General features: G+C 73.6%; 8 protein-coding genes. 3 read left to right on the top strand and 5 right to left on the bottom strand.

Annotated features, from left to right (window positions below; genetic code table 11):
- A partial coding sequence (locus AE652_RS30760; protein WP_369808345.1) for a hypothetical protein occupies positions 1 to 322 on the top strand: 322 nt, incomplete at its 5' end.
- Between the two features lie 67 nt (positions 323 to 389).
- On the opposite strand, the gene AE652_RS30755 is transcribed toward AE652_RS30760, so the two are convergent.
- Both AE652_RS30755 and AE652_RS46720 read right to left on the bottom strand, forming a co-directional pair.
- Entirely contained in the window at positions 390 to 716 is a 327-nt protein-coding gene (locus tag AE652_RS30755; RefSeq protein WP_049657428.1) for a hypothetical protein, read from the bottom strand.
- Positions 713 to 1,081 (bottom strand): SAV_915 family protein, encoded by a 369-nt coding sequence (locus tag AE652_RS46720; RefSeq protein ID WP_049657425.1) that lies wholly within the window; start codon positions 1,079 to 1,081, stop codon positions 713 to 715. The genes AE652_RS30755 and AE652_RS46720 overlap by 4 nt, the downstream gene beginning before the upstream one ends.
- A 390-nt stretch (positions 1,082 to 1,471) precedes the next feature.
- Here AE652_RS46720 and AE652_RS30745 point away from each other — a divergent pair, with 390 nt between their 5' ends.
- Positions 1,472 to 3,694, top strand: a complete 2,223-nt coding sequence (locus AE652_RS30745) for an NADP-dependent isocitrate dehydrogenase (RefSeq protein WP_049657424.1) — start codon at positions 1,472 to 1,474, stop codon at positions 3,692 to 3,694.
- A 72-nt stretch (positions 3,695 to 3,766) separates the two neighbouring features.
- Here the strand turns inward: AE652_RS30745 and AE652_RS30740 are convergent, their stop codons facing one another.
- The 3 genes from AE652_RS30740 to AE652_RS30730 all read right to left on the bottom strand — a co-directional run bounded on the left by AE652_RS30740 (position 3,767) and on the right by AE652_RS30730 (position 6,360).
- Positions 3,767 to 4,438, bottom strand: a complete 672-nt coding sequence (locus AE652_RS30740) for a hypothetical protein (protein WP_049657422.1) — start codon at positions 4,436 to 4,438, stop codon at positions 3,767 to 3,769.
- 132 nt (positions 4,439 to 4,570) lie between these two features.
- Positions 4,571 to 5,218 carry a YdcF family protein gene (locus AE652_RS43225; protein WP_053112342.1) on the bottom strand — a complete coding sequence of 216 codons (648 nt, stop codon included), beginning with the start codon at positions 5,216 to 5,218 and terminating at the stop codon, positions 4,571 to 4,573.
- A 125-nt stretch (positions 5,219 to 5,343) separates the two neighbouring features.
- Positions 5,344 to 6,360, bottom strand: coding sequence for a cytochrome c oxidase assembly protein (locus AE652_RS30730; RefSeq protein WP_082346077.1), 1,017 nt, complete (start codon positions 6,358 to 6,360; stop codon positions 5,344 to 5,346).
- Positions 6,361 to 6,606: 246 nt separating this feature from the next.
- On the opposite strand from AE652_RS30730, the gene AE652_RS30725 reads away from it, so the two are divergent.
- Positions 6,607 to 7,230 (top strand): NAD(P)-dependent oxidoreductase (locus AE652_RS30725; RefSeq protein ID WP_049657419.1); only part of this gene is annotated, 624 nt, incomplete at its 3' end.

The raw sequence follows: 7,230 nt of genomic DNA, 5'->3' as shown, positions 1-7,230 counted from the left end.
CACCCGGGCGGGCGTCCTGTGGTCGCCCGGGGTCCGGTGGCGTGCTGTCGTGGTCCGCATGAACAGCTCACTGCCGGCCCGGGTGGCCGCCGCGACCGCCTCCGCCCTCCTGCTCCTCCTGCTCACCGCGGCCGGGACCGTGGCCGCCGCCGGACCGGCGGCGGCGACCGGGCGCCGGGACGTCACCGCCGACCAGTGCCGGAGCGCGGGCGGGCACGTCGAGGGCAGCGGCTACTGCGTCGACGCGGACGGCGAGGACGCCTGGGGCGAGCCCATCGACGGCCAGGCGGTCAACCCGAACCCGCGGCCCGGGGAGGAGTGAGCGCCGTACGGGCCCCGCGCCCCGCTCCCGGGCAGGGGAGCGCGGCGCGAGGCCCGTACGGGGTCGGTCAGGGCACCGGGCGCAGGGTGACCGGGGCCGGGGTGAGGGCGCGCAGGACGAGGTCGACGCGCACCTTGGCGGCGCCCGCGCGGTACAGCGCGGTGGAGATCGTCCGTAACTCCTCGGGGCCGGTGCAGGCGAGGCGCAGTTCGAGGTCGGCCTCGCCGGCCAGGGCCAGGCCGCTCTGGACGGCGGGGAACTCCGCCGCGAGGCGGTCGAAGTCGAGCGGGACGGGGCCGTGGCTGATCCGGGCGATCGCGTGCAGCGCCCGGGCCGGGCGGGCCCGCCCCGCCGGGTCCGGCTCGTCCGGGACGAGCCGGAGCGGGGCGGTCACCGGTGCTGGAACTGGACGGTCGGGGCCGGGGCGGAGGGCGCCGCGACGGGGGCGCGGCCGGGCGGGGCGGTCCTGGACGGGGTCGTGGCGGAGGGAGTGGCGGCGGAGGGGGCCGTGACCGAGGGGGCGACCAGCCGCGGGTCCAGTACCAGGGTGTCGATCCCGAGCGGGGCGGTGAGGTCGCGGAGGGCGGGCTCGCCGAGCTCGGTGCGGGCCTGGTCGGGCCCGAGGAGGGCGGCGAGGGCCTCGGGGCTGGAGAATCCGACCGCACAGCGGCGGCCGTCGCGCAGGCGGAACAGGCGGAGTGCGGTGGTGCTTCCGGTGCCGGAGACGGTGACCGGAACGTGCCAGACGGCGCGGGCCATGCGAATGCTCCCGAGTGGGGTGGTGGTGCCTGCCGGAACTACTGCCTCGACGCTAGGTCGACCCGGCCCGGGAGGCTCCGGTCCTGACGCTCCGTTGACCGAATGCGGTCGTGCGTTGACGCACTCCTGACGTTCGGCTCACCCGAGTGGACCAAACCACTGGTCGGGCGCTCCGCTTGCCGAGCGCCCCGACCCGGACGACCGTGGAACCCGTCCCCCGTCACGACCTCCGTTCCGTCCTCCACGCCGCCCGTCGGAACGCCCCTCCGGGAGGGCCGGGGCGCCCGCCGGCCGGGCCGGTGCGCGCCCGGAAACGGGGGGAGGTGGAGTCGGAGGCCCGTGACGAGATATCTTGACGTCAAGACGTTGGAGACGTGAAGCGGAGTACCGATGACTGACTCGACCATCATCTATACGCACACCGACGAGGCTCCGGCCCTGGCGACCTACTCGTTCCTGCCCGTGGTGCAGGCGTACGCCTCGACCGCGGGTGTGCGCGTGGAGACCCGCGACATCTCCCTGGCCGGGCGGATCATCGCGAGCTTCCCGGAGCGTCTGACCGAGGCGCAGCGGATCGGCGACGCGCTGGCCGAGCTGGGTGAGCTGGCCAAGACCCCGGACGCCAACATCATCAAGCTGCCGAACATCTCGGCCTCGGTGCCGCAGCTCAAGGCCGCCGTCGCCGAGCTCCAGGCCCAGGGCTACGCCCTGCCGGACTACCCGGACGACCCGCAGACCGACGAGGACAAGGACGTCCGCGCCCGCTACGACAAGGTCAAGGGCAGCGCCGTCAACCCGGTCCTGCGCGAGGGCAACTCGGACCGCCGCGCCCCGCAGTCGGTCAAGAACTACGCCAAGACCCACCCGCACCGCATGGGTGCCTGGACGGCCGACTCCAAGACCAACGTCGCCACCATGGGTGAGAACGACTTCCGGTCGACCGAGAAGTCCGCCGTGATCGCCGGTGACGGTGCGCTGCGCATCGAGCTGCTCGGCGAGGACGGCACCACCACCGTGCTGCGCGAGAAGGTGCCGGTGCTGGCGGGCGAGGTCGTCGACGCCTCGGTGCTGCACGTCGCCGCCCTGAACGAGTTCCTGGCCGCGCAGATCGCCCGGGCCAAGGCCGAGGGCGTGCTGTTCTCGGTGCACCTCAAGGCCACCATGATGAAGGTCTCCGACCCGATCATCTTCGGCCACGTGGTCCGCGCCTTCTTCCCGAAGACCTTCGCGAAGTACGGCGAGGTGCTCGTCGCCGCCGGTCTGAACCCGAACAACGGCCTCGGCGGCATCCTGGCCGGCCTCGACAACGTGCCGCACCTGGGCGCCGAGATCAAGGCCTCCTTCGAGGCCGAGCTGGCCGAGGGTCCGGCCCTGGCCATGGTCGACTCCGACAAGGGCATCACCAACCTGCACGTGCCGAGCGACGTCATCGTCGACGCCTCGATGCCGGCCATGATCCGCACCTCCGGCCACATGTGGGGCCCGGACGGCAAGGAGGCCGACACCCTCGCCGTGCTGCCGGACAGCAGCTACTCCGGCGTGTACCAGGCCGTCATCGACGACTGCCGCGCCCACGGCGCCCTGGACCCGGCGACCATCGGCTCGGTGCCGAACGTCGGCCTGATGGCCCAGAAGGCCGAGGAGTACGGCTCGCACGACAAGACCTTCGAGATCGCCGCCGCGGGCACCGTCCGCCTGGTGGACGCCGAGGGCAACGTGGTGCTGGAGCAGGCCGTCCAGCCGGGCGACATCTTCCGCGCCTGCCAGACCAAGGACCTGCCGATCCAGGACTGGGTCAAGCTGGCCGTCACCCGCGCCCGCGCCACCGGCGTCCCGGCGGTGTTCTGGCTGGACGAGAACCGCGCCCACGACGCGGTGCTGATCGAGAAGGTCAAGAAGTACCTGCCGGAGCACGACACCACCGGCCTGCAGATCGAGATCAAGTCCCCGGTCGACGCCACCACGTTCTCGCTGGAGCGCATCCGCCGCGGCGAGGACACCATCTCGGTGACCGGCAACGTGCTGCGTGACTACCTGACCGACCTGTTCCCGATCCTGGAGCTGGGCACCAGCGCCAAGATGCTGTCGGTCGTCCCGCTGATGGCGGGCGGCGGCCTGTTCGAGACCGGCGCCGGCGGCTCCGCCCCGAAGCACGTCCAGCAGCTGGTCAAGGAGAACTACCTGCGCTGGGACAGCCTGGGCGAGTTCTTCGCGCTGGCCGCCAGCTTCGAGCACCTGGCCACCACCACGGACAACGCCCGCGCCCAGGTGCTGGCCGACACCCTGGACCGCGCCACCGGCACCTTCCTCAACGAGGACAAGTCGCCGAGCCGCCGCCTCGGTGGCATCGACAACCGCGGCAGCCACTTCTACCTGGCCACCTACTGGGCCCAGGAGCTGGCCAAGCAGACCGACGACGCCGAGCTGGCCCAGGCCTTCGCCGGCCTGGCCGCGACGCTGACCGAGCAGGAGTCGGCCATCGTGGACGAGCTGATCGCCGTCCAGGGCTCGCCGGTCGACCTCGGCGGCTACTACCAGCCGGACCCGGCCAAGGCCGCCGCCGTGATGCGCCCGTCGAAGACCTTCAACGAGGCGCTCGCCAACCTCGGCTGAATCCAGGCGAGTTGAGGCACCGGAGGCCCCCGGGCTGGTCCGTACGGACCAGCCCGGGGGCCTCCTCCGTGCTCAGGCGTCGGCCGGCCGCCGGCGGCCGAGCAGGCCGGTCTCGTGCAGCAGGAGCGCCTGGCCGCCCCACACCAGCACGGTGCCGACCAGACAGGCGAGCGCGACCAGGATGCCCATGCCGATCCTGACCGGCCGGTGCTCGGCCACCTCGCCGGTCGAACCGTCCGCCCACACCTGCTCCCGATGGCCGTCCGGGTGGTCGCCGTCGCGGGAGCGGCGGACCTGCTCCCAGTCCTGCCCGGCCGCCGTCCAGCGGTAGGTGCAGCTGTAGACGTCGATCGAGCCGATCGGGCCGCGGTCGCTCTCCAGGGTCTCCGAACCGGAGACGTGGCAGCCGCTCAGGGTGGCCGTCACCGCCTTGTCGGTGCGCATCCAGCTCTGGATGTCGTCCGTGGCGGACGCCGCCATCAGGACGCCGACCAGCGGCGGCACGAGCAGGAACAGGCCGATGCCGACGACCGCGCCGGGGGAGACCTCGTACCGCAGGAACGGTCCCGAGGCCGCCGCGCCCGCCAGCAGGGAGGCCCCGAACACCCACCCGTGCCAGGACAACCACCCCGGGTCGTCGAACACCCACTGCCAGGCGGCCAGCCCGCCCACCACCGCCGCGACCAGGGCGGCCGCCAGGGCCACCAGGACGCAGGCCCGCTGCAACGTGCTCCACTTGGACACGCTCGTGCCCCCTCCGCACTCGGCTCCGCCTCCATCCTGGCGGAGGGGTACGACACGATCCAGAGCCCGGCACCTGGGCCGCTGTGCCCCAGGACCGCTCTGCTCCGGGACCGCGCTGCCCCGGGACCGTCCTCAGGACAGTCCGAGCGGCGCCCCGGCCCCGGCCGCCGCCACCACCAGGAGCAGGGCGGCCCCGTGCGGGCGCCACAGGGCGAGGGCGGTGCCGACGGCCTCGCGCAGCAGGAGGTACGGGCCGTGCGCCAGCGGGCCGTCCGCGCCGAGCACGGCGGCGGGGGCGCCGGCCCGGCGGGCGGCGAGGGCGGAGCGGACGGTGTGGAAGCCGTTGGTGACCACCGTGCAGCGGTAGCCGGGGCGCTCGGCGGCCATCAGGGCGGCGCTGAAACGCAGGTTCTCGGCGGTGTTCACGGCCCGCTCCTCGCGCCGGATCCGCTCGGCAGGGACGCCCCGGGCGACCAGGTAGCGGGCCATCGCGGCGGCCTCGGTGCAGTCCTCGTGCGGGCCCTTCCCGCCGGTCACCACGACCAGGGGGGCGTACCCGGCGGCCTCCTCGGCGGCGAAACGTTCCAGCGCGGCGTCCAGCCGGGCCGCCAGCGGGGGCCCGGGCTCGCAGCCCTCCAGCGCGGCGCCCAGGACCACCAGGTAGTCGGAGCCGGCCGGCACGGGCCGGCGGCGGTGGTACAGCGCCAGGCCGAGGAAGCCGAGCAGCCAGAGCGGGACGGACCCGCAGAGCAGGACGGCGACGAACAGCAGGACGTGCATATACGTTCGAACGCCTGCGGCGGAACGACCGTTCCGGGGCGCTCCCGGAACGGCGGAACCCCCGTTCCGGAGGCGGAACGGGGGTTCCCGGGAACGGTCGTTCCGCGGTGAGTGGTGGGGTGGCCTCAGCCGGCCTCGGCCGCCGGGGTGGCGCCCGCCACCGGGGCGGCCGGGGCGGCCGGAGCCGAGCCGGGGCGCCGGTCGCGCTTGTGCAGCGAGGCCAGGTAGGCGTTGTACGCCTCCAGCTCGGCGTCGCCGGTGCGCTCCTCGGAGCGGTCGCGGCGGCGGGCCTGCCGCTGTTCCGAGCCCATCCACTGGTAGACCAGCGCGATCAGCACGATCGCGGTCGGGATCTCGCCGAACGCCCAGGTGATGCCGCCGGCCAGCTTCTGGTCCTCCAGCAGGTTGGTCCCCGGTGGTGCGCCCTCCACGGTGAAGGTGGTGACCAGCGGGTGGCCCGCCATCATCACCGCCACGCCGAAGAAGGCGTGGAACGGCATCCCCATGAACAGCTCGATGATCCGCATCACGTGGCCCGGGCGGTGCGGGCCCGGGTCCACGCCCATGATCGGCCAGAAGAAGGCCAGACCGGTGAGCAGGAAGTGCACCATCATGAAGATGTGCCCGAGGCGGTACTGCATCAGGAAGTCGAACAGCGGGGTGAAGTAGACCCCGTACAGGCTCGCGATGAACATCGGGATGGTGAACGCCGCGTGCGAGACGATTCGCATGTACCGGCTGTGCAGCAGCGCCACCAGCAGCTCGCGCGGCCCGCGCGGACGGCCCTTGCCGGCCGGGCGCAGGGCGCGCAGCGCCAGCGTGATCGGGGCGCCCAGCAGCAGCAGGATCGGCGTCAGCATGGAGAGCACCATGTGCTGGATCATGTGCGCGCTGAACAGCACCATGCCGTAGTCGTTCAGCCCGGTGCAGGTGACCAGCAGCATGGTGGCGACACCCGCCGCCCAGCCGACCGCCCGGCCGATCGGCCAGCGGTCGCCGCGCCGGTACAGCCGCACCACGCCCGCCGCGTACAGCCCCAGGAGGACCAGTCCGCCGAGCAGGAACACCCAGTCGGGGGACCAGGTCCAGACGTTGGACAAGCTGAACGGGCCTAGTTGGGTCATCCCGCCGTGGTGGTGCATTCCTGACATTCCGTCGCCCATCGGCGGGTCCTGCTTTCCGTCCTCGTGGTCCAAAATACGGGTCCGGTTCGCCCGTTTTGCTTGACATACAGCCTAGGTGGGCCTTACCCCGGGCCATCCCCCCACCCCCTCCGTACGGGTGTCTCCCCACCGGAGCGCCTCCTGGCTAGACTGACCGGCCGGTCGGCGGGGAGGCTCGGGGGCTCGGAGTCCGAGGGCTCGGGGATTCGACAGGGAGGCTCGGAGATGGCGACGGAACACGGCCCCGCGGCGCCCACCACGGTCGCGCTGACCGGGGCGACCGGCTTCATCGGCTCCGGCGTGCTCGCGGCCCTCGCCGCGCGCGGCGTCCGGGTACGCGCCCTGGCCCGCACACCGCCCCAGGAGGCCGTACCGGGCCCCGCCTGGGTCCCGGGCGACCTGGCCGACCCGGCGGCGCTCACGGAGCTCTGTACGGGCGCCGGGGCACTGGTGCACCTCGCCTCCCGGGTCGACGGCGGAGCCGAGGAGTGCGAGGCGGTCAACGACCGGGGCACCGCCGCCCTGATGGCGGCCGCCACCCGCGCCGGGGTGCGGCGGATCGTCCACCTCTCCACGGCCGCGGTCTACGGCGAGGGCCCGCACCAGGGCATCGAGGTGGACGAGATGCCGCCCGCCCCGGTGTCCGAGGCCAGCCGCACCCGGCTGCTCGGCGAGCGCCACGCGCTGGCGGCCGGCGGGTGCGTGCTGCGCCCCGGACTGGTGACCGGCACCGGGGACCGCTGGGTGGTGCCCGCGCTGGCGGAGCTGGTCCGCCGGGTGCCGGTCCGCTGGGAGGGCGGCCGCACCCGGCTCTCGATGGTCGACCGCGCCGACCTGGCCCGGCTGATC

This window comes from Kitasatospora sp. MY 5-36 (genome assembly GCF_001182915.1).
Classification (GTDB): domain Bacteria; phylum Actinomycetota; class Actinomycetes; order Streptomycetales; family Streptomycetaceae; genus Kitasatospora.
The sequence above is the reverse complement of the archived record's forward strand: the minus strand, read 5'-3'. Positions and strand labels throughout refer to the sequence as shown.